The following is a 20113-nucleotide window of genomic DNA, read 5'->3' as shown; positions in this document are numbered from 1 at the left end:
GGATTGATCCTCGATCTGATGAGCGCGCCCGACTAGAAACCGCCCGTGCGAGCGGCTCGCTTACGCTTTCTTGCCGAACTTGCGATGCAGGCTGGAGGACAGCCGTGCAACTTTGCGGCGCACCGTGTTGCGATGCATGGTGCCGCTGCTGATCGCCTTGTACAGCACCTTGGTGGCCTGCTTGAGCGCTTCGCGCGCCGCAGCTTCGTCGGTGCTTGATGCGATAGTTTCCGCCGCGGTCTTGGCCAACGTGCGGGCACGTGTCCGGACGACGCGGTTGCGCTCGGCGCGCTTGACGCTTTGCCGATGGCGCTTCTCGGCCGATGGATGAACTGGAATATGAGGCATAACCAGTCATTTCTAACAGTGCGCGAGCGCCGGAGCAATAGAGCGGTTCAATTCATTGCTTCATGCGGGGGCCCGCGGCGCGCATCGCGGCTTTCGCTTCGGTCCACAGCGCGTCGATTTCGGACGGGGTCATCGCTTTGAGATCGAGGCCGCGCGATGCGGCGATTCGCGCGACTTCGTCAAATCGCGCGACGAACTTGTCGCAGGCGGCGCGCAGCGTCTGTTCGGCATCTTTACCGATGAAGCGGGGCGCATTGGCGACCGCGAGCATCAGGTCGCCGATTTCCTCGGTGGCGCCGGCGGTGTCGCCGCGATCGACTGCATGCTCGATCTCGGCGATTTCCTCGCGAGCCTTCGCCAGCACTTCGCGAATATTGCCCCAATCCATGCCGGCGCGGCGCGCCTTCTCGCCGAGCTTTTCCGCGCGCATCATCGACGGCAGTCCGCGGCCGACGTGCGCGAGACTATTCGCGCCGTCGGGCTCCTTGCGCTCGCGTTCCTGCTGTTTGATCCGTTCCCAATTTTCGAGGACCTGCCCGACACTATCGGCCCGCGTGTCGGCATAGATGTGCGGATGGCGCCGAATGAGTTTTTCCGCGGCGTTTCGCAGGCCGGTGGCGATGTCGAACTTTGACTGCTCGGCAAGAATCAAGCCGGCGAACAGGCATTGCACGATCACGTCGCCAAGTTCCTCCGCGACGTCGGGAAAGTTGCCGCGCGCGATCGCGTCGCCCACCTCGTACGCTTCCTCGATCAGATGGCGCGGCGTGTCGGCGAGTTTCTGTTCGCGATCCCACGGGCATCGGGCGCGCAGTTCCGTGACGACCGCGAGCAGTTTCGCAAACGCTTGCGCTGAAGTGGTGTCGTCACTCATGGCTTTACACCGCGACGATCGGTTCGAGCACCTTCTCGGTGAGAAAGTTTGACAGATCGTTCAGCCCCTCGGCGGTTATCTCGTGACCGCAATCGTACTCGCGATAGGTCAGCGGAACCTTCAGGGCGCGCAACGATTCCACCGACGCGCGCCCGCGCGCGATCTCGATCATCTCGTCAGCGCGGCCATGCTCAACGAGCGTCGGCAGCGCTTCGAGAGCGGCGGGATCGCTGACTTCATCCTTCAAGTCGGCGGGAAAGTAGGTCGAGAGGGCCACCAGCGCCGCGAACTTCGAGGGATTTCTGAGCGCGAGCCGATACGCCAGCATGCCGCCCTGGCTGAATCCCAGCACCACCAGTTTTTTTCGATCGACCGGATACTTCTGCAGCGCCGCATTGAGAAACGCGGTCAGCATTTTGTTTGCGTCGTCAATCGCGGCGCGATCGGGGGAGGCGCCCATCCGAATCGGAAACCATGCGTAACCGCGCGTGGGACCGATCGGCACTTCCATCGGACCCTGCGGACAAATCACCATGAAGCGGCCGCCCGCAACATACGGCGCGAGTCCCAGGAGGTCGAGCGCATTGGCGCCGAACCCGTGCATCGCGATTAGCGTGGGATGAGGTCCTTCGCCGGCGGGCTCATATACCGTATGAATCAGTCGCATCGATGGGTTCTCCTTCACACCAGTCTCGCATCATAGATCGCACCCCAACGGCGTCGCCAGCCGACTTGCGAGCGCGCCGGCCGGCGGTGGCCCGGCCGGGCCTGATGCCCGAGGCTGTTCATCGCAGCCTCAATAACCGCTATCTTAGCGGCGCGCGATATGGGCAATAGCAGGATGATCGAGCGTTGAAGGTCGCGGGCGACAGCGATCGGGGATGGATTGCGGGGACACCATTTTTGCGGTGGACCGCTGCCGCGTTGTCGGTATTTTCGATCGCGGCCGCATCGGCTCCTGAAGGGCCCAGCGGCAAACTGGCGGGATTCATTGCCGGCGCGATTCTGATCGGGCTGGTCGCCTACGCGCTCTTCGACTACCTCCGCCCGCTCATCGACGATCGCGACTCCGGGATTACCGCCGCGCTGCTCGTGCTCGGCGCGTTGGCCGCCGTGAAGCTCGCGGTGATGCCGTTTTTTCCCGGCTTCGGCCCCGACGTTGGCGACTACCAGGCGTGGGCGGGCCAAATCGCGACCTACGGTCCGGCGCACACTTATCAGGCGGGATTCTTTCTCGACTATCCGCCCGGCTACCTGTACGCGCTGTGGGTGGTGGGGCTCATCGCGCATGTCATCGGCGCGTCGGGAGATTTTTACCGGGTCATAATCGAGAGTCCCGCGATCGTCGCCGACTTCGCGCTGGCGCTTCTGATGTATGCGTTCGTGCGGCGTGGCAGCCGGCCCGCGATGGCATTTATCGCGATGCTGATGGTCGCACTGAATCCGCCGCTGCTGTTCGACACCGTGGTCTGGGGTCAAAGCGATTCGGTGATGGCGTTCGTGACGCTGCTCAGCATCGTGGCGATTCTCGGCCGGCAGTACGAGATCGGGTGGGGACTCGCCGCGATCGCGGTGCTGGTCAAGCCGCAGGGATTGATGATCCTTCCGGTGCTCGGCGTCTGGACGATGCTCGAGGCCGACTTCGCGACGTGGGTCAAGTCGGGAGTCGCGCTGATTGCGGTCGCGATCATCGGCATCGCGCCGTTCCAAATCGGCCATGAGTGGAGCTGGATTTTCAAGCTCTATACTTCCACCGCGGCCTACTACCACGAGACTTCAGTCAACGCATTCAACCTGATGGCGCTGATCGGCGGACTTCGCCAGGCGGATTCGGGCACTTTCGCGGGAGTATCGTACTTTGCGCTCGGGATGAGCCTGCTGGTGCCGCTCTACGGATTCATCGCGTGGATCTTGTGGCGCGGCCGCACGCCGACGCGCCTCCTGTTCGCCTCGTTCATCGCGATTTTTGGATTCTTCATGGTCGCGCCCAGGATGCACGAGCGGTACCTCTACCCCGCGGTCGTACTTGCGGTGCCGTTGGCTCTGGAAGCGCCCGAGATGCTTGCAGTCTTCGTAGTTGTCTCGCTCACCAGCTTGATCAATCTGGCTTACATCCTGCACACGCTTAACACCGTGGTGTTCCTGGACGCGCGCGACGGGCTGGCGATGGCGACCTCGGCGCTCAACGTGGTAGCGCTTGCGCTGGCCGTTTACTACGGCGCAACGCGGCTGCAGGGCAAAAGCGAGCTGAATGCCGCCGTCGCTGCGTTCTTCGGGAGATTCACCATGCCCCCCCGGCAGGTCGAGGATTACATTGAGGAACCGGCCGTCGCGCCCGCGTGGATCGCCACCGATACCATCATCATCTCGGCGCTGTTGATCCTCGCCGCGATCACGCGCTTCTGGCACCTTGGGCATCCCAACGAGATCGTATTCGATGAGGTCCATTTCGTCGCGCAAGGACGCCATTATCTGCACGGCGAGTCCTTCCTCGATCCTCATCCGCCGCTGGCCAAGCTCATAATCGCCGCGGGCATTTTCATTTTTGGCGATCATCCGTGGAGTTGGCGGGTCGGCAACGCGACGCTTGGGACCGCAATCGTGGGAATCACCTACCTGCTCGGGCGCCGGATGTCGGGCTCGCGGCTGGTCGGAGCGATCGCCGGCGCGATCATCCTGTGCGACGGGATGTACCTGGTCGATTCGCACTACGCCGTCATCGACATCGTCTATCTTACCTGTGCGGCGGTCGCGTACCTGCTGTTTTTCAGATTCGCGCAGACCCACGATGCGCCCGCGCGCCGGCGCATCCTGCCGTGGATTGGTCTGGTGCTGGGCCTGTGCCTGGCGAGCAAATTCTATATCCCGGCGATAACCTTTCTGATGGTGATGGGTTTCATTCTCTATGTGCTGGCGAAGGACCGTCCCAAGGCCGCGCCCGCCGCGCCACCGGTCGTCGAGCCAAAGGCGCCAATCGATTCCAAGCCGAAGAAAATCAAAGTGCCCGCTCCGGTCCCGGTTCGGATCGATCCCTTCGATCTGCCCGGGATAGCCTTCACCGCACTCATCTGTATTGTCCTCGGCTTGGTGCTGCTCCTGTTCGGCGAAACATTCGCGCACATCCTGCTGATCGTTCTCGTGGTTCTGGCAATCCGCTTTGCTGAGATTTTCTGGCGCAGCCGCTCGTCATCGGCGGCGACGGCGTGGCGGATGCCATCGCTGGCGATCCTGCTGGAGCCGATGAGCGTTGGCGCAGTCGCGCTGGTTGGGTCGGTCGCCGCGATTGTATACCTGGCGGTGTTCCTGCCGCATTACTGGTTCGGATGGTGGGGCGGCATCTCAGATCTGTTCTTCTACTACAAAGACATCGTCTGGTATGAAAAGAGCGTCGCGTCCGCCAGCCATCCGTACGCGTCGCCGTGGTGGAGCTGGCCGCTGATGCTGCGCCCGATCGCATACTGGCAGAACTTCCCCAAGACGGGCGATGTGCAAACCGTGTGGGGCGGAGGCAACCCTCTCCTATGGTGGGGCGCGCTGACCGCGATCACGATCACCGCCGTCAACGCGCTCGAGCGCCCGAACCTGACCCGATCGTTCCTGGTCATCGGCTATCTCAGCTATCTGTTGATCTGGGCCTGGATCGGCCGCACGCTCTTCCTCTACCACTACATGGCCTCGGTTTACTTCGGATACCTCGCGCTGGCCATTTTGCTCGGCGAATGTTTCAAGGAGCGCGCCGAGCCGTGGGAGCACCTCGCGCTGTTGCTGACGATGACGCCGGTCTTTTTCCTCGGGATGCCGCCGACCTGGGGATGGATCACTTTCATCGTCGTCCTCGGCGCGTACGGCTTTTTCCTGCTGCAGACTCGATACGCCGGCCGATACGTTGGCAGCGTGTTCGTGGCCGTCGCGCTGATTCTGTTCGTGTACTACTTTCCGATTTGGGTCGGCATGTCGATCAGCCGCGACGGATACTACGCGCGGATGTGGCTGCAAGCCGCGGGGCTGCGCAATTGGATATGATCGCTTACCTGCATTCGTATCATCGCCGCCGCGCGATTTTGCTCTGCGCAGTTTTCCTTGGCGCGACGTTTGCCGCCGCGCTGTCCACACCGCGAAGCGCCGCCGCCGCGCAGAACCTGCTGGCTAACGGCGACTTCGCCAAGGGCTCCGAGGATCAGCCCGATTTGTGGCGTACCGAAGCCTGGGTTAACAAGCCCGACTCGTTCCAGGCCCATTGGCATTCGTATTCCGACAAGCCCAGCGAGCTGGAGGTCGATAATCTCAAGGCCAACGACGGGCGCTGGATGCAACCGCTGACCTTGCAACCCGGATGGTATCAGCTCAGCGTCGACGTCCGCACGGAAGATGTGGGCGCCAAGGAAAGCGGCGCGTCGATTTCAGTCATGGAAGACGGCATCATGTCGGCCGACATCCACGGCACCACCGACTGGCAGCACGTGACGCTGTACCTCAAGGTCGGGGGACACGGCGCGGACATCGACGTCGCGCTGCGAGTCGGCGGATTCGGCAGCCTCAACACCGGCAAGGCATTCTTCAGAAATGCGACGCTGGTCCGGATTGACGCGCCTGGGCCCAGCGCGACTCCGACTTACGACTTGCTGGCGATTCGGCAGCAGGCGGCTCCGGTGCCGCATGGCGCGCCGATCTCGCTGGCGGCCACATTTTTGGCGCTCGCGGCGATTGGATGGGCGGGCTGGCGCATATTCGGCGACGACGATTTTCGCATCTTCAACACATTTCGCGCCGCCATGTCCGGGCGCTCGAAGAAAAGATGAAGTGGGGCGCCGCGAACTCTGCTGTCGCGATCGCACCGGAAGATCGCGTTCGACAAATCGAGACTGCGGTCTTCCTGATCCCGTTCATCACCTACGCCTACTTTTATCAGGGCGCCGATCAGAGCGTCGCGTGCCGCTTCGACCTGATGCGCTCGATGATCGAGAAGAGCGCTCTGTGGATCAACGATTTCTGCGGCTACAACACCGCCGACATCATCACTCTCCACGGCCACATTTATTCGGTTAAGGCGCCGGGCACGTCCTACACGGCGTTGATTCCGTGGATGGTTTTCCGGCTCGGGCTGCTGCCGCTGAGCGCGGCTCACGAGCCGGTGTACTGGGCCTTTGTCACTTACCTGACGACAGTGTTCACGACCGGGCTGCTGGTCGCGGCGATGTGCGTGGTGATGTTTCGCTTCGCGCGATTTCTCGGCGCTTCGGATGGCCGTGGCGCCGGCGTCGCGCTGATCCTCGGCCTTGCGACGATCGCGTTTCCGTACGCGACGGAACTCACCGGCGAGCCCGTCGCCGCGGTATGCGTTTTCACCGCGTTCTACCTGCTGGCGACGTTCGCTTCGCGTCCGTCGCGGACGCGCGCGCTGGCGGCGGGGTTTCTGGCGGGATGGGCGGTGCTCAACGATTACCCGGTCTTCCTGGTCGCCGCGGCGGTCGGAATCTACGCCCTGTTCAAACTGCCCGAATGGAAGCATCTGGCGGCGTTCTCCGCCGGCGCCGCGATCACCGTCGCGGTGATGCTCGCTTACAACTGGGGCGCCTTCGGAAATCCGCTGTTCTTCAGTTACCAGGCGTTCAAGCTCTCGCCCGCCGAAAATCGTCAATTCCCCGAGCAAGCGGTCGGATTCGTCGGTCTGACCTATCCGAAGATCCGCATTCTCTGGAACGTGCTGCTCGATCCTCAGCGCGGATTGTTTTTCTGCAACCCCGTGCTGTTGCTGTCGATCGTCGGCGTCGGCTATTTCGCGCGGCTGAAGCGATGGCGCGCCGAATTCATCGTCACGGTCTATTCGTTCGTCGTGCTGTTCCTGTTCAACGCTTCGTACGGCGAATCGATCATATCGTGGGGAGGCGGCACCGCGACCGGCCCGCGGCAAATTGTCGCCTCGGTTCCGTTCATGGTCCTTGCGCTTGCTTTTCTTCCCGCCGCCTGCGACTACCTGCTCGGCGCGATGGGCGCGCTGTCGGCGGTGTTCATGCTGATGGCGACGGCGACCAATCCGCACTTTCCCTACGAATATGACAACCCGGTGCGCGATTTCGCCCTTCAGCAATTCATGCGCGGCGACTTCGCCACCAACCGCGACGCATTTTTCGGCGGCGGCATGATCGTCGGCGACTCGGTCGCCTTCAACCTCGGCAAGCTCATCGGACTGCCCGGCCCGTTTCAGCTATGGCCGCTGGCGATGCTTTGGATCTTCGGCTCGTTCGATCTGTCGGAATCGCTGGGGCTGTGGGGACGTGGCGTGTCGCGCCACTTGGCGCAAATCGCCATGACGATGGGAATCGCGGCGGTGTTCCTGCTCTCGATTAATCAGCGAGTCAGGCAGGGGTTCTCGGTTAGTGGCCGCCAGGGATTACTGGGCAGGTACTACGTGGGCGAGCAATGCGGCAATAGCGCGCCGCACATAATGCGAGTCGATCGGCAACTGGACTTCGATGACATTGCGGAGATGGGCGCGATGCCGTTTCCGTCGTGCGACATCTGGCGAGGCCAGCTGATCGCTCCAACGACCGGCGAATACGAGTTTACAATCGACGTTGACGATTCGGGATGGGTCACGGTGGATGGCACGCAGGTGATTCACGATCCCGGCTTGGTAAGCAAGGGTCATGACGCCGGCCGTATCCAGCTCAGCGAGGGGCCGCATCGGATTGAGGTTGGCGAGCGAAATCTCGAAGGCGGCTCCTACCTGCACCTGTATTGGAGAATCCCCGGCTCGACCGACAATCAAATCGTGCCCGCCGACGCGCTCGTCCCCGACCGCCCCGGCACCTAAGCGCGACCAGTGCTAGTCGCGCGCGGGGATCAATCGTGCGTGCGTGAGTTTGCGGCGTTCGCGTTTGTCCAGCGCCTCTGCCGCGCGTGAATGCCAAGCCCACGCGAATCCTCGGGCATCAGTTCGGAGGGGGCGCGGGCAATTTGGGGGTATTGGAAAGCCCGTTGAGCGAAAACCCACGCATCGACGCCGGCACATCGCTTTGAGTTTTATCGATCGAGGACGGGGGCCTCGGCTGACTCCGCACCGTCGCCGGCGCCGGCGCCGGCGATTGCACCCTGGCTGAGGACGCCGCCGGTTGCGGCGGGGCGATTGGCTTGGCGAACGCCGGGCGATGGGTCTGCTTCGCCGCGACCAATACTTCGCGGAGCAGGTCCGATTCCTGGATTCCATGCGATACGCAATCGACGTCGGTGGCCGGACGCAACGGGACCTTGACCGACGAGTTGAACGTGGCGCGCACCTTGACGATGCTCGCTTCGGGACCCCGTGGCCGCACCAGGAAATTGTACACCGACGACGAATTCAGCTCCGGCTCGGCCGTGTAAGTGCCGGCGATACTCTTTATTTTCCCGCAGTCGGCGTCGTGCAGCGTGAAGCGGGGGCCGACCGCCTCGATGATCCCGTTGGTCATGTCCTGCGCCTGTACGTGGAACGCATTTTGGGTGATGACCGCGTTAACCGCATCCCACGCGAGATCGTACGGCAGCGGAATCACCACTTCCTGCTGTTCGTCCGGCGGTGGCTGTGTAACCGGCGGATAGAAGCACCCAGTGGCGAACAGCGCCGCAATCACGCCCAAAATCGAAAGTTTCACCCCAATCATTACCCCGTTCATCGGCTCGTTTGCCCCGACATGATAACAGAAGCGGGCGGTTGTGAGTCCAACTTTTCCACACTCGCCGGGCGCGGCGCTATCGCCTCCGCGCCATTCCCCCTTGGACGAATCTTTATGATAATCTCGGCTTCGCCGGGACCTGCCCGCCAAGGCGGCTCCGGTCGAGGGTATTTGTCATGTCGGGTCATTCGAAATGGAGTTCGATCAAACATAAGAAGGCGATTACCGATTCCAAGCGCGGCCGCGCCTTCACCAAGCTGATCAAGGAAATCACGATCGCGGCGCGACTCGGCGGCGGCGACCTCAATTCCAATCCGCGCTTGCGCACCGCGGTGACGGTGGCCAAGAAGCAATCGATGCCCAACGACAACATCGATCGCGCCATCAAGAAGGGCACCGGCGAAATCGGCGGCGCTTCGCTCGAGGAAATCACTTACGAAGGCTACGGCCCGGGCGGCGTCGCGATAATGGTTGACGTGCTCTCGGACAATCGCAATCGCACCGTCGCGGAGCTGCGCTTCATCTTCTCCCGGCGCGGCGGGAACCTGGGCGAGGCGGGATGCGTCGGGTGGATGTTCAAGAAGCGCGGCGTGATCGGAATCGAGAAATCCGCCATCGACGAGGACAAGCTGCTCGAACTCGCGCTCGACGCCGGCGCCGACGACGTGACCAGCGACGGCGATACCTTCCAGGTGCTGACTTCGCCCGACAAATTGAACGCCGTGCGTGACGCGCTGGAAAAAGCCGGGCTTGCGATCGCGCATTCGGAACAAACGCGGATTCCCGAAAATACGGTCGCGGTTTCCGGCCATGCGGCCGAGCAGGTGCTCAAGCTGATGGAAGAATTAGAGGATCACGACGACGTGCAGAACGTCGCCGCGAACTTCGACATCAGCGACGAAGAGATGGCGCAGTTCTCGGCGGCCTAGCGGCGCGCGGGTTCTGCTGCGGAGGTGGGGTATGCGGATACTCGGGGTGGATCCCGGGAGTGCGGTATGCGGTTACGGCGTCGTCGAAGGTCCCGGCGCACGCTACGTGACGGCAGGCACGATCCGATGCGCATCGCTGGCGCCGGGACCCGGGCGCTTGCTCCGAATCCACGAAAATCTTCTCGCCATCATCGACGAGTTCTCGCCCCAGGCGCTGAGCCTCGAGCGTCATTTCGTCGCCGCCAATGTGCAGAGCGCATTTCGCCTCGGCGAGGCGCGCGCGATGGCGATGCTGGCGGCGGCGGAGCGCGATCTCGCGATGTTCGAATATCCGCCCAACGAAGTTAAACTCTGCGTCGCCGGTCACGGACACGCCGACAAGGCGCAGGTGAAATACATGGTCCGCAAGACGCTGAAACTCGACCCGGCGATCGATCTCGCCGACGACGCCGCCGACGCGCTCGCGCTGGCGCTTTGCCATCTTGGCCGTGGACGCGTCCCCAACCTGGTCGAGGCGATCGAGCGCATTCGTCCGAGCGCGCCGCGCCGAGGCAAGCCCCGGATGGTGCCGCAATGATCGCGACGCTGACGGGCGCGCTGGCGGTTCGCGATGCGGGCCGGATCGTAGTCGAGACCGGCGGCGTCGGCTACGAGGTGCTGATTCCGCTGAGCACCTACTACCGATTGCCGCAACTCGGCGACCGCGTCGCGCTCGAGATACGCCAAGTCGTGCGCGAGGATGCGCTCACGCTTTACGGATTTTCCAGCGCCATCGAAAAACGCGCCTTCGACCTGCTGATGAGCGTGCAGCACGTCGGCCCGAAACTCGCGCTTGCGATCCTGTCGGTCCTTGCGCCCGAGGAACTGGTCGCCGCAATCGGCAAAGGCGACGTCGACCGAATCGACGCGGTACCCGGCGTCGGTCCCAAAGTCGCGGAGCGGGTCGTGCGCGAACTGCGCGACAAAGTTGCCGACTTGAAGATGGCAGCGCCGTCAACCACCGGGCCCGGCGGTTATCTCCGCCCCGCGCCGGATGGAAACGGAAGACCGGCCGGCCCAGCCGACGAAGCAGTTTCCGCGCTCGTGAACCTCGGCATGAAACCGGTTGAAGCCAAACGCACGGTTGACGCGGTCGTCGCCGCGGACGCCGGCGCGGCGGAAAATCCGGAAGTGATAATTCGCAAGTCATTGGCGGTGCTGCTTGGCGAAAAGTAAGCCTACGGAAAATTCAAGCACGGCCGCGCCCGCCGCCGAAGGACCCGTCACCGCGCGCGCCGGTCGCGATGACGATCGCCGGCTCGATCTCGCGCTCCGCCCGCGCGCGCTTGCCGAATTCATCGGGCAGGAGCGCACCAAAAAAATTCTGGGCATGTCGATCAAGGCCGCCCGCGGTCGCGCCGAAGTGCTCGATCACGTGCTCTTCGCCGGACCTCCCGGCCTCGGCAAGACTTCGCTGGCGCACATCATCGCGCGCGAGCTCGGCGTCAACCTCCACGTCACTTCGGGTCCCGCTATCGAACGCGCCGCCGACCTAGCCGCAATCGTGAACAACCTCGAAGCGCATGACGTGCTCTTTATCGACGAGATTCATCGCCTCCAGCGGGTCGTCGAAGAGCGGCTCTACTCCGCGATGGAGGATTTCGAGTTTCATATCGTGGTGGGCGAGGGGATGGGCGCGCGCACGATGAAGCTGTCGGTAAATCCGTTCACGCTGGTGGGCGCGACCACGCGCTCGGGGTTGCTGAGCTCGCCGCTGCGCGACCGATTTGGCCAGCATTACCATCTCGACTTTTACGATCACGCGGAACTGGGCGAGATAGTGCGCCGCTCCGCCGGCTTGCTGAAGGTGGCGATCGACGAAAAAGGAGCCACTGAAATAGCCTCGCGCTCGCGCGGGACGCCGCGCATTGCCAACCGCCTGCTGCGCCGGGTGCGCGACTTCGCGCAGGTCAACGAGGCGCCGGTCGTCACGCGCGAAATCGCGCTGGGCGCTCTGGATCTGCTCGAAATCGATAGCGCGGGCTTCGACAAGATGGACCGCGCGATTCTCGGCGCGATCATCGACAAGTTCGACGGCGGACCGGTCGGCGTCGAGAGCCTATCCGCCGCGGTCGGCGAGGAATCCGACACCATCGAGGAAGTTTACGAGCCCTACCTGTTGCAGGAGGGATTTCTGGCGCGGACTTCGCGCGGCCGCGTCGCAACCCAGCGCGCCTATACGCATCTCGGCCGCATCCGCCGCGGCACGATGCTCTAGGGATTTGTTTCGATCGCGTCGAAGAGTGAAAGAACGAAGAGGCGTTTCGGTCGATGGCGAAGATTTATGTTCTGCAGCATCATCGGGTCGAAAATCTCGGTGCCATAGCTGACGCGCTCGAAGGCGCGGCACTCGCCTGGCAATACCTGCGCGTTCACGACGGCCAGCCGGTGCCGCCGAGCATGAAGGGTGCCGGCGGCCTGATCGTGATGGGCGGTCCGATGGGTGTCGATCAGACTGACCGGTATCCGTGGCTGCGCGACGAGATGCGCCTAATCGAAGACGCGATGAAATCGAATCTGCCGGTGCTCGGCGTATGCCTGGGCGCGCAGATTCTTGCGACGGTGCTCGGCGCGAAGGTCGATCGCAATCCAAACGGCAAGGAAATCGGATGGCACCCGATCCGGCTCGACGATTCGGCCAAACACGATCGTCTGATGTGCGATTTGTCCGAGACGATGACGCCGTTTCATTGGCATGGCGACATCTTCGATCTGCCGCCGGGTGCAGTCTCGCTCGCATCGTCGGAGAAGACGCCGTGCCAAGCGTTTCGCCACGGCGACAAGGCGTACGGCTTCCAGTTTCATTTCGAGGTGACGGGCGAAGGGGTCGCGGCGATGGCCGAGGCGTTCGCCAACGAATTAAATCGCGAGAATATCGCGGCCGATCGAATGATCGCTCAGGCCGCCGAGTTCACGGCGTCGCTGGAAAACATTTCCGACACGGTTTTCTCGCGATGGGCCTCCCCAATCCAGGGCACGTAATAAATGATCCGGGTTCCTTCGCTGCGCTCAGGATGACACAAAAAACGGGCGCGCGGGTCCTTGCATTGCGTAGTCGCGAAAAGATGCGTTGCGCAGATTTTCGCGTCTTCCTAACACCGGGTGCAAGGGTCAGCCCTGCCCAAGGAAGCGTGAAACCCACGGTGGGTTTCACATAAAACCAAGTTCTTTGATTTTAGTTTCGCACCCCGAGTGCGCGGCGCGCGTTAGCCGCGGGGCAGCTTGAGGACCCGCTCGCCGATGATGTTGTGCTGAATCTCGCTCGAGCCCGCCGCGATCGTCAACCCGCGCGCCGCGAGCGTCCGATGCATCCAGCGGCCGCCATCGATCGCGCCGAGGCTGCCACCTTCGACGTTGGCGAACGCGCCCAGCATCTCATCGGCGAACATCGCCGCTCTCAAGTTCAGCTCGGTGGCGAAAAGTTTGCCGAATGAACTCTCCGCGCCCGGCAGCTTGCCCTTGAGCTGTGCCGACAGCGAGCGATGACGCGACAGGCGCAGGCATCGCGCCTCGATTGCGAACTGTGCGAGTTTCTGGCGCACGTACGGATGCTTCCACGCGGGGACGCCCTCGAAATCCACTTTCATCGCGAGCTCGAGCAGCTCGCCGATGGTGCGTTCCACCGGATGGCGCGTGCCGCCGGAAACTCGTTCGTACATGAGCGTCGCGATCGACACCTGCCATCCCGCGTTCAGCTCGCCGACCAGGTTTTCCTTGGGCACCCGAACGTTGTCGTAAAAAACCTCGTTGAATCCGGCGTCGCCCGTGATCTGAACCAGCGGACGCACCGTAATTCCGGGGCTATGCATATCGACCAGCAGGTAGGAAATCCCCTTGTGCTTGGGCGCCGCGGGATCGGTGCGGACCAGCAGCACCTGCCAGTCCGCGCGATGCGCCAAACTGGTCCATACTTTCTGCCCGTTGATCACGAAGGTGTCGCCGTCGAGCACCGCACGCGTCTGCAGGGCCGCGAGATCGGAGCCCGCGCCGGGTTCGGAATAACCCTGGCACCAGATTTCCTCGCCGGTCAGCATCTTGAGCAAGTAGCGCTCTTTCTGCTGCTCGGTGCCCAGATGCATGATGGTCGGGCCGATTCGATCGATCGCGAGCTGATTGGCGCCGTAGAGCGGCAGCGCGAGCCGCAGCACTTCGTCCTGGTAGATGGCCTGGTCGATCATGCTTGCGCCGCCTCCGCCCCATTGCTTGGGCCAGTGCAGCGCTACGTAACCCGCCTTGTAGAGACGGCGATGGTAGTCGAGCAGTTGATCCCATCGCCCGTCGTCGCGAACGTCGAGCAGGCTGGCGGTCGAGCCGCCGAGACCCTCGCCCGTGCGCCCGAAGGCTTCGGCGGAATTCTTTTCAAGCCAGCGGCGCAGTTCGTCGCGAAATGTTTCCTGTTCCGGCGTGTAGCTGAAATCCATCGGATGCTCCGCGGGCGGCCTCGTCGATCGTCGAACGCTTATGCTACATACCAGACGATGCCGAAGCGTGAAACCGCGCGGGTCTTCAAGATCGGCCGGATTCAGGCGGTGCGGATTTTCCCCGCTGTTTGGTCTGGTGGCCGCTGCATTTTTTCGCTCTTGGCCTGGGCACGCGGTTACATGCTTCGGGTCAAAAGCAGCAAGCCGCTCTAATCTCCGCGCTCGCGTCAAAGAAGCGCAGGCGATGGACCGTGTATCCTTCCGATACACTGCCGAAAGCGATTTACCTCTGGTATCGCAAGCGCATTGATGTATGATGAGCGGATAAATCAGAGTGACTGCGCGACGCCGTGGAAAGCGAAAATGCGGAAATGTGCGTCGCGTCTGCGCTCAATCACTGAACATAAGAGAGGCTAAACGAGAGACCGATGGCATATCAGTACATCAAAGTTCCCACCAACGGCGAAAAGATTACTCTTGGCGCCAACCAGACCCTGAAGGTTCCTGACCGCCCGATTATTCCCTTCATCGAAGGCGACGGCACCGGCCGCGACATCTGGCGCGCATCGCAGTACGTCTTCGACAACGCCATCAAGAAAATTTATGGCGGCAAGCGCCAGATCGCGTGGATGGAAGTGTACGCGGGCGAGAAGCCGTTCGAGAAGTGGAAGACCTGGCTGCCCGACGAAACCGTCGAGGCATTCCGCGAATTCCTGGTCGGCATCAAAGGCCCCCTCACCACTCCTATCGGCGGCGGCATCCGCTCGCTCAACGTGGCGCTGCGCCAGATGCTCGATCTCTACGTATGCCTGCGCCCGGTGCGCTACTTCGCGGGCGTGCCCAGTCCGGTCAAGCATCCCGAGAAACTCGACGTGGTAATCTTCCGCGAGAACACCGAGGACATCTACGCGGGAATCGAATGGCCGGCGGAGTCGCCCGAGGCAAAAAAAATCATCAAATTCTTGCTTGAGGAAATGGGCGTCAAGAATATGCGCTTCCCCAATACCTCGGGAATCGGCATCAAGCCCATCTCGCGCGAAGGCTCCGAGCGTCTGATTCGCGCGGCGCTCAACTACGCCATTAGCCACAAGCGCAAGAGCGTGACCTTCGTCCACAAGGGCAACATCATGAAGTTCACGGAGGGCGCGTTCCGCGATTGGGGTTACGAACTCGTAAAACGCGAGTACAAGGGCAAGGCCGTGGGATGGGACGATTGCAACGGCAAGCCGCCCGCCGGCCAGTTGCTGGTCAAGGATGCGATCGCGGATATCACCCTCCAGCAGATTCTCACCCGCCCCGATGAATTCGACGTCGTCGCCACGATGAACTTGAACGGCGACTACCTCTCCGACGCGCTCGCGGCGCAGGTCGGCGGACTCGGAATCGCTCCAGGCGCCAACATCAACTACATCACCGGCCACGCGATCTTCGAAGCCACCCATGGCACCGCGCCCAAGTACGCCGACCAGGACAAAGTCAATCCGGGCTCGGTTATCCTGTCGGGCGTGATGATGTTCGAGCACATGGGATGGCAGGAAGTTGCCGACGGGATCATCCGCGGCATGGAGAAGACCATCGGCAAGAAAGAGGTTACCTACGACTTCGAGCGTCTGATGACCGGCGCGAAGCTGCTCAAGTGCTCAGAGTTCGGCAAGGCGATCGTGGACAATATGTAGCGCTCCTGACTGACTAAGGTCGAATCCTTGACGGGGCTGCCGCGCGCCTGCGCGACAGCCCCGTTCTCTTTGCAGGGGTGCCCCCGCCGGTTCTCTTTTGTGCTGATCCGGCGTAATCATTCACTCGCAGTGACTCCAACCGTCGAGCTGATCCGGGTCCGAAAGTCGTTCGGCGGCTTTACCGCCGTTGACGATCTCTCGTTCGAAATTCCGCCGGCGCGCATTTTCGGCCTGCTGGGACCCAACGGCGCCGGCAAGACCAGCACCATCCGCATGATGATCGGCATCACCGCGCCCGATTCGGGCTCCGTGCGTATCTTTGGCGAGCCGCTGCGCCGCCGCGCGCTGCGCCGGGTCGGCTATCTGCCCGAGGAACGCGGTTTGTACCGCCGGATGACGGTGGGCGACAACCTGGTTTTTCTCGGCCGGCTGGCAGGGCTGTCGGTCGCCACGTCGAAGGAACGAATCGAAGCATGGACGCGGCGGCTCGAGATTGCGGACTGGGTCGATCGTCGCGTCGAGGAGTTGTCGAAGGGGATGCAGCAGAAGATCCAGTTCATCGCGGCGCTATTGCACAATCCCGACTTGATCGTCATGGATGAGCCGTTCGCCGGCCTCGATCCGGTCAACACCATGCAGCTCAAGGATGTGCTGGTCGGGCTTCGCACGGCGGGAAAGTCGATCCTGTTCTCGACCCATCGGATGGACCAGGTGGAAAAGCTGTGCGACTCGATCTGCCTGATCGATCGCGGCAAATCGGTGCTGCAAGGGAGCCTGAGCGAGATCAAAGCCGGTAACGGCCGGCGCTATGTGCAGATCGACTATGAAGGCGACGGCCGATGCCTGGCCGGCAACCCGTTCATCGATTCGTTGAATGACTACGGCAATCACGCCGAAATCCGCCTCAAGCCGGATGCCGACCCGCAGGAACTGCTGCGGACCGCGACGCGCGGGTTGCGCGTGATCCGATTCCAGGTGATGGACCCCTCGCTCGAACAAATCTTTATCGATCTAATAGCCGGCAGAGATGACTGAGTTCTCGATTCACAAAGTCTGGATCATCGCGAAACGGGAATACCTCGAGCGGGTCAAGACGCGCTCGTTTCTCCTTTCGACATTCGCGACCCCGGTGTTGATGGCGGCATTTCTGGTGCTGCCCGCGATGATCAGCGAATCGATGGCGCGCGGTATCGTGCGCGACAGCGAGCGCCCGGCGCGAGTCGTGATCGCATCCGACAATCGCGCGCTGGCCGAACTTGCCAGCGGCGAATTGATGCGCCAGCGGGGTACGCGCTACGCGCCCTCGGTCGTTTCTCCGGCGTCGCCGGACGAGCACGAGCAACTCGACAAGCGCCTCGATGCGGGCGACATCGAGGGCTACGTGTGGCTCGACGGCGCGGCGCGCGCTTCCCGTCACGTCGTCTTCACGACCGGTCGCATGGGCGACTTCATTCTTGAGCACCGGCTCGGCGACGCGCTGTCGTACGCGTTCGCCGCGGATCGCCTGGTGGAGCAGGGCGGCAGCTCCGGCGACGTGGCCGCGACGCTGCAGCCCGTCGACCTCACGGCGGTCCGCGCGGGCAAGTCGTCCACGGCCTACAACGCGGTGCGCGGCGCCGCGGTCGTGTTGGTTCTCATGTTCGTGATGTTGTTTTCGCTGCTGTCCTACGGCGTGATGGTGATGCGATCGGTCATGGAAGAAAAGAGCTCGCGCATTACCGAGGTGTTGCTGTGTGCGGCGAGCGCGCAGGAACTGATGACCGGCAAGATTCTCGGCACCGGCAGCGTCGGTCTGACGCAGATCGCGGCATGGCTTGCGATGGCGGCGTTCGGCGCATCGCGAAACCTGTACTTCCGCACCACGATGACGGTGCTCGACGTGGGTCCGTCGCTGATTGTCTATTTCGTCGTCTTCTACATATTAGGTTACCTGCTGTACAGCGCGATCTTCGCCGCCGTCGGCGCGATCTTCAATTCGATCGATGAAGCGCAGCAGTGGAACTTCGTGATCATCCTGCCGCTGATCGCTGCGTCGGGATTGATTCTGCCGGTGGCTACGTCGTCGGACTCGCCGGTCTCGGTGGCAGTTTCGTTATTTCCGTTCTGCTCGCCGATCCTGATGTTCGAGCGCATCGCGGTCCACGATCCGCCGCGATGGCAGCTCGCGCTGTCATTGCTGTTGCTGGTCGCGACGATTGGCGCGGTGATGTTCATCAGCGGGCGAATCTACCGAATCGGAATTTTGATGTACGGCAAGCGCCCCACGATTCGCGAGCTCTCGCGATGGCTACGCCAGGCTTGAGTGTGGCCGGGAGGGCGTACCGCCCGCGCCGTCACCGATAGCCTGATCCGATTGCTTCACAACCTCATCAAACGCTGCTATCTATCGGGCGGTTGGGCGCCGCGTCCGGGCGGCGCCCGCGATGCGGTGAGGGCGGCGGTCTGGTTGCCTCGGCCGCTTAAGTCTTGCTCATTACCAAATACATGAATATAAGGTAGGCTTCAGAAGAAGAACGACCCGAAGTTAGGGAGCAACCCATGGCTCGGAAAAAAATTGCGTTCATCGGAGCGGGTAATGTCGGCGCGACTTGCGCCCATCTATGCTTCCTGCGCGGACTCGGCGATATCGTGCTCTACGACATCATCGACGGACTGCCGCAGGGCAAAGCGCTGGACATGCTCGAATCGGCGCCGGTGCTCGGCATCGACGCCAACGTCATCGGCGGCACCGACATCAAGCTCATCGAGGGCGCCGATTGCTGCGTCGTCACCTCGGGCTCGCCGCGCAAACCCGGCATGAGCCGTGACGACCTGCTCAAAATAAACGCCGCGGTGATGACCGACGTCGGCGCCGCAATCAAGAAACACGCGCCCGGCGCTTTCGTGATCGCGGTGACCAATCCGCTCGACGCGATGGTTACGCAGCTCAAGCGCGTGACCGGTTTCGCGAAAAGCCGGATCGTCGGGCAGGCGGGCGTGCTTGACTCGGCGCGCTACCGCACCTTTCTGGCGTCGGAGCTGGCCGTGTCGGTGGAAAGTATTTCCGCGATGGTGCTCGGAGGGCACGGCGATGACATGGTGCCCATTCGCAGCTACACGACGGTCGGCGGCCAGCCGGTGGAACGCCTGGTGGGGGCGAAGCGGCTGGAAGAAATTGAGAAGCGCACGCGAGGCGGTGGCGGCGAGATCGTCCAGCTGATGAAGACTTCGTCGTATTACGCGGCAGGGGCCGCGGCTTACAAAATGGTCGAGGCGTACATGCTCGATCGCAAACAAGTGCTGCCGTGCGCCGCGTTTCTAGACGGCGAATACGGCGTGAAGGGACTCTTTGCGGGAGTTCCGGTCGTGATCGGCGCGGGCGGCGTCGAGCGGGTTGTCGAAATTCAGCTGAGCGCCGCCGAAAAGGCAGCCTTCGACAGTTCGGTGGCACACGTGCGCGAACTGGTCGAGGCAATGGACAAGGTAATCGCGGCCGGACAGGGCTAGCGATTCGGGAAAGGCTTATGGCAGAAGCAGAGGCAGTTGCGGCGCCTGCGATCGCGGCAGGGATGACGGCAGACGAGCGGCACTGGCTGCTGCGCAGGTTGCACTCGCTGTCGGGAATCATTCCGATCGGCGGATTCTTATTTTTCCACTTCTTCGAAAACGCCTACGTCCTTAAGGGCGGCGCGATGTGGTGGAAGGAGACCGAGTTCACCCGCAATCTCCCGTTTCAGATCGCGGTCGAAGCGTTCGTCCTATGGATTCCGATTCTCTACCATGCGATTTACGGATTGGTCATTACCGCCACCGGGCGGCCCAACGACTACCCCTACGAGCGCAACTACCAGTACACTTTGCAGCGCATCACCGGGATACTCGCGTTCCTGTTTATCGGCTTTCACGTCCTCTCGACGCGCGGGGTCTACTACGCCACCGGCGTCGAGGCGGATTACCTGCGGATGCATAACTTCATGATGAATCCGCTGATCCTGACCGCTTACGTGGTCGGGACGCTGGCCTGCGTCTATCACCTGACCAACGGCATTTTCACCTTCACGATCACGTGGGGAATTGCGGTCGGCCCCAAGGCGCAAACGCTGGTGAACCGCGTGTGCATCGCGCTGTTTATCATCATGGCGATCGCCGGCGTTTCAATTCTGATCGCATTTCGCGCACCCGCCTGAGGAGAGAA

At 62.3% G+C, this 20113-nt stretch carries 18 protein-coding genes; 13 read left to right on the top strand and 5 right to left on the bottom strand.

Annotated elements, in window-relative coordinates; translation table 11 throughout:
* Window positions 1-60: 60 nt before the first annotated feature.
* From rpsT to ABSB13_RS04995, 3 genes are read right to left on the bottom strand one after another with little or no spacing between them, the layout of a single operon-like run.
* Window positions 61-348 carry a 30S ribosomal protein S20 gene (gene rpsT, locus ABSB13_RS05005; RefSeq protein ID WP_428106023.1) on the bottom strand — a complete coding sequence of 96 codons (288 nt, stop codon included), beginning with the start codon at window positions 346-348 and terminating at the stop codon, window positions 61-63.
* 52 nt (window positions 349-400) lie between these two features.
* Window positions 401-1222 (bottom strand): nucleoside triphosphate pyrophosphohydrolase, encoded by an 822-nt coding sequence (mazG, locus tag ABSB13_RS05000; protein WP_428106021.1) that lies wholly within the window; start codon window positions 1220-1222, stop codon window positions 401-403.
* A gap of 4 nt (window positions 1223-1226) precedes the next feature.
* Window positions 1227-1889, bottom strand: coding sequence for an alpha/beta hydrolase (locus tag ABSB13_RS04995; protein WP_428106019.1), 663 nt, complete (start codon window positions 1887-1889; stop codon window positions 1227-1229).
* Window positions 1890-2074: 185 nt separating this feature from the next.
* Between ABSB13_RS04995 and ABSB13_RS04990 the strand changes: the two genes are divergently transcribed.
* Genes ABSB13_RS04990 through ABSB13_RS04980 form a run of 3 tightly spaced genes read left to right on the top strand, consistent with a single transcriptional unit; the run spans window position 2075 to window position 8036 of the window.
* Complete coding sequence (locus ABSB13_RS04990) at window positions 2075-5245, top strand: phospholipid carrier-dependent glycosyltransferase (RefSeq protein ID WP_428106016.1); 3171 nt, start codon at window positions 2075-2077, stop codon at window positions 5243-5245.
* Complete coding sequence (locus ABSB13_RS04985; RefSeq protein ID WP_428106014.1) at window positions 5242-6021, top strand: hypothetical protein; 780 nt, start codon at window positions 5242-5244, stop codon at window positions 6019-6021. Before ABSB13_RS04990 ends, ABSB13_RS04985 begins: the two co-directional genes overlap by 4 nt.
* Window positions 6018-8036: a PA14 domain-containing protein gene (locus tag ABSB13_RS04980; RefSeq protein WP_428106012.1), complete on the top strand. Its 2019-nt coding sequence runs from the start codon at window positions 6018-6020 to the stop codon at window positions 8034-8036. The genes ABSB13_RS04985 and ABSB13_RS04980 overlap by 4 nt, the downstream gene beginning before the upstream one ends.
* Before the next feature lie 118 nt (window positions 8037-8154).
* On the opposite strand, the gene ABSB13_RS04975 is transcribed toward ABSB13_RS04980, so the two are convergent.
* The gene (locus ABSB13_RS04975) at window positions 8155-8874 is read right to left on the bottom strand and encodes a hypothetical protein (RefSeq protein WP_428106009.1); all 720 of its coding nucleotides are present in this window, start codon (window positions 8872-8874) and stop codon (window positions 8155-8157) included.
* A gap of 176 nt (window positions 8875-9050) precedes the next feature.
* Between ABSB13_RS04975 and ABSB13_RS04970 the strand changes: the two genes are divergently transcribed.
* The 5 genes from ABSB13_RS04970 to ABSB13_RS04950 are packed head-to-tail and all read left to right on the top strand — an operon-like array spanning window position 9051 to window position 12824.
* Window positions 9051-9803, top strand: a complete 753-nt coding sequence (locus ABSB13_RS04970) for a YebC/PmpR family DNA-binding transcriptional regulator (RefSeq protein ID WP_428106006.1) — start codon at window positions 9051-9053, stop codon at window positions 9801-9803.
* A gap of 31 nt (window positions 9804-9834) precedes the next feature.
* Entirely contained in the window at window positions 9835-10380 is a 546-nt protein-coding gene (gene ruvC, locus ABSB13_RS04965) for a crossover junction endodeoxyribonuclease RuvC (RefSeq protein WP_428106004.1), read from the top strand.
* On the top strand, window positions 10377-11018 hold the full coding sequence (ruvA, locus tag ABSB13_RS04960) for a Holliday junction branch migration protein RuvA (RefSeq protein ID WP_428106001.1): 642 nt from the start codon (window positions 10377-10379) through the stop codon (window positions 11016-11018). Before ruvC ends, ruvA begins: the two co-directional genes overlap by 4 nt.
* The gene (gene ruvB / locus ABSB13_RS04955) at window positions 11005-12060 is read left to right on the top strand and encodes a Holliday junction branch migration DNA helicase RuvB (protein WP_428105999.1); all 1056 of its coding nucleotides are present in this window, start codon (window positions 11005-11007) and stop codon (window positions 12058-12060) included. The genes ruvA and ruvB overlap by 14 nt, the downstream gene beginning before the upstream one ends.
* Before the next feature lie 53 nt (window positions 12061-12113).
* Window positions 12114-12824, top strand: a complete 711-nt coding sequence (locus ABSB13_RS04950; protein WP_428105997.1) for a type 1 glutamine amidotransferase — start codon at window positions 12114-12116, stop codon at window positions 12822-12824.
* Between the two features lie 224 nt (window positions 12825-13048).
* Here the strand turns inward: ABSB13_RS04950 and ABSB13_RS04945 are convergent, their stop codons facing one another.
* Complete coding sequence (locus ABSB13_RS04945; RefSeq protein ID WP_428105995.1) at window positions 13049-14263, bottom strand: acyl-CoA dehydrogenase family protein; 1215 nt, start codon at window positions 14261-14263, stop codon at window positions 13049-13051.
* 428 nt (window positions 14264-14691) lie between these two features.
* Between ABSB13_RS04945 and icd the strand changes: the two genes are divergently transcribed.
* From icd to ABSB13_RS04920, 5 genes are all read left to right on the top strand, one after another.
* Entirely contained in the window at window positions 14692-15939 is a 1248-nt protein-coding gene (gene icd, locus ABSB13_RS04940; RefSeq protein WP_428105994.1) for an NADP-dependent isocitrate dehydrogenase, read from the top strand.
* A 129-nt stretch (window positions 15940-16068) separates the two neighbouring features.
* Window positions 16069-16974, top strand: a complete 906-nt coding sequence (locus ABSB13_RS04935) for an ABC transporter ATP-binding protein (RefSeq protein ID WP_428105991.1) — start codon at window positions 16069-16071, stop codon at window positions 16972-16974.
* Window positions 16967-18241 (top strand): ABC transporter permease, encoded by a 1275-nt coding sequence (locus tag ABSB13_RS04930; RefSeq protein ID WP_428105989.1) that lies wholly within the window; start codon window positions 16967-16969, stop codon window positions 18239-18241. The genes ABSB13_RS04935 and ABSB13_RS04930 overlap by 8 nt, the downstream gene beginning before the upstream one ends.
* Before the next feature lie 236 nt (window positions 18242-18477).
* Window positions 18478-19425 (top strand): malate dehydrogenase, encoded by a 948-nt coding sequence (mdh, locus tag ABSB13_RS04925; protein ID WP_428105986.1) that lies wholly within the window; start codon window positions 18478-18480, stop codon window positions 19423-19425.
* A 17-nt stretch (window positions 19426-19442) separates the two neighbouring features.
* A complete protein-coding gene (locus ABSB13_RS04920) occupies window positions 19443-20105 on the top strand; it encodes a succinate dehydrogenase/fumarate reductase transmembrane subunit (protein WP_428105985.1) in 663 nt (220 codons plus the stop codon).
* Window positions 20106-20113 lie beyond the last annotated feature (8 nt).

The sequence above is a fragment of the Binatus sp. (SeqCode) genome (assembly GCF_050013435.1).
Taxonomy (GTDB): domain Bacteria; phylum Desulfobacterota; class Binatia; order Binatales; family Binataceae; genus Binatus.
The sequence above is the reverse complement of the archived record's forward strand: the minus strand, read 5'-3'. Positions and strand labels throughout refer to the sequence as shown.

What these genes read in the sequence shown, in the direction of transcription:
- ruvC (WP_428106004.1), top strand. Translation starts at nt 9,835, where the DNA reads ATGCGGATACTCGGGGTGGATCCCGGGAGTGCGGTATGCGGTTACGGC.
- rpsT (WP_428106023.1), bottom strand. Translation starts at nt 348, where the DNA reads ATGCCTCATATTCCAGTTCATCCATCGGCCGAGAAGCGCCATCGGCAA.
- ABSB13_RS04970 (WP_428106006.1), top strand. Translation starts at nt 9,051, where the DNA reads ATGTCGGGTCATTCGAAATGGAGTTCGATCAAACATAAGAAGGCGATT.
- ABSB13_RS04950 (WP_428105997.1), top strand. Translation starts at nt 12,114, where the DNA reads ATGGCGAAGATTTATGTTCTGCAGCATCATCGGGTCGAAAATCTCGGT.
- ABSB13_RS04980 (WP_428106012.1), top strand. Translation starts at nt 6,018, where the DNA reads ATGAAGTGGGGCGCCGCGAACTCTGCTGTCGCGATCGCACCGGAAGAT.
- ABSB13_RS04975 (WP_428106009.1), bottom strand. Translation starts at nt 8,874, where the DNA reads ATGAACGGGGTAATGATTGGGGTGAAACTTTCGATTTTGGGCGTGATT.
- ABSB13_RS04985 (WP_428106014.1), top strand. Translation starts at nt 5,242, where the DNA reads ATGATCGCTTACCTGCATTCGTATCATCGCCGCCGCGCGATTTTGCTC.
- mazG (WP_428106021.1), bottom strand. Translation starts at nt 1,222, where the DNA reads ATGAGTGACGACACCACTTCAGCGCAAGCGTTTGCGAAACTGCTCGCG.
- icd (WP_428105994.1), top strand. Translation starts at nt 14,692, where the DNA reads ATGGCATATCAGTACATCAAAGTTCCCACCAACGGCGAAAAGATTACT.
- ABSB13_RS04930 (WP_428105989.1), top strand. Translation starts at nt 16,967, where the DNA reads ATGACTGAGTTCTCGATTCACAAAGTCTGGATCATCGCGAAACGGGAA.
- ABSB13_RS04995 (WP_428106019.1), bottom strand. Translation starts at nt 1,889, where the DNA reads ATGCGACTGATTCATACGGTATATGAGCCCGCCGGCGAAGGACCTCAT.
- ruvA (WP_428106001.1), top strand. Translation starts at nt 10,377, where the DNA reads ATGATCGCGACGCTGACGGGCGCGCTGGCGGTTCGCGATGCGGGCCGG.
- ABSB13_RS04920 (WP_428105985.1), top strand. Translation starts at nt 19,443, where the DNA reads ATGGCAGAAGCAGAGGCAGTTGCGGCGCCTGCGATCGCGGCAGGGATG.
- mdh (WP_428105986.1), top strand. Translation starts at nt 18,478, where the DNA reads ATGGCTCGGAAAAAAATTGCGTTCATCGGAGCGGGTAATGTCGGCGCG.
- ABSB13_RS04945 (WP_428105995.1), bottom strand. Translation starts at nt 14,263, where the DNA reads ATGGATTTCAGCTACACGCCGGAACAGGAAACATTTCGCGACGAACTG.